We start from the raw sequence: 752 nt of genomic DNA, 5'->3' as shown, positions 1-752 counted from the left end.
GCGGGTCGCCGCCGCCCGGCATGGCCGGAGCAGCGGGGGTCTTCTCGGGCTTCTCGGCGATGACGGCCTCGGTGGTGAGGAAGAGCGCCGCGATGGAGGCGGCGTTCTGCAGCGCGGAGCGCGTCACCTTGGCCGGGTCGAGGATGCCGGCGTCGAACATGTTGACGTACTCGCCGGTCGCGGCGTTGAGGCCCTCGCCCGGGGTGAGGTTGCGCACGCGCTCGACCACGACGCCGCCCTCGAGGCCGGCGTTGACCGCGATCTGCTTGAGCGGCTCCTCCAGCGCCTTCTTGACGATGGCGGCACCGGTGGCCTCGTCGCCCGTGAGCTCGAGCTTGTCGAAGGCCTTGGCGCCGGCCTGCAGCAGCGCCACGCCACCGCCGGGGACGATGCCCTCCTCCACAGCCGCCTTGGCGTTGCGGACGGCGTCCTCGATGCGGTGCTTGCGCTCCTTGAGCTCGACCTCGGTCGCGGCGCCGGCCTTGATGACGGCGACACCACCGGCGAGCTTGGCCAGGCGCTCCTGGAGCTTCTCACGGTCGTAGTCGGAGTCGGTGCGCTCGATCTCGGCGCGGATCTCGTTGACCCGGCCGGAGATCTGCCCGGCGTCACCGGCGCCGTCGACGATCGTGGTCTCGTCCTTGGTCACGACCACCTTGCGGGCGCGGCCCAGCAGGTCGAGGGTGGCGCTCTCGAGCTTGAGACCGACCTCCTCGGCGACGACCTGACCACCGGTCAGGATCGCGATGTCG

At 71.3% G+C, this 752-nt stretch carries 1 protein-coding gene; it reads right to left on the bottom strand.

All coding sequences use genetic code 11. The annotated features are described in order from the left end of the window. The coding region (locus ACTWPW_RS64495; RefSeq protein ID WP_443175084.1) for a TCP-1/cpn60 chaperonin family protein at positions 1-752 on the bottom strand (752 nt) is incomplete at both ends.

The sequence above is a fragment of the Nonomuraea sp. KM90 genome (genome assembly GCF_052246675.1).
Classification (GTDB): Bacteria; Actinomycetota; Actinomycetes; order Streptosporangiales; family Streptosporangiaceae; genus Nonomuraea.
This window is presented reverse-complemented; position numbering and strand designations above follow the sequence as displayed.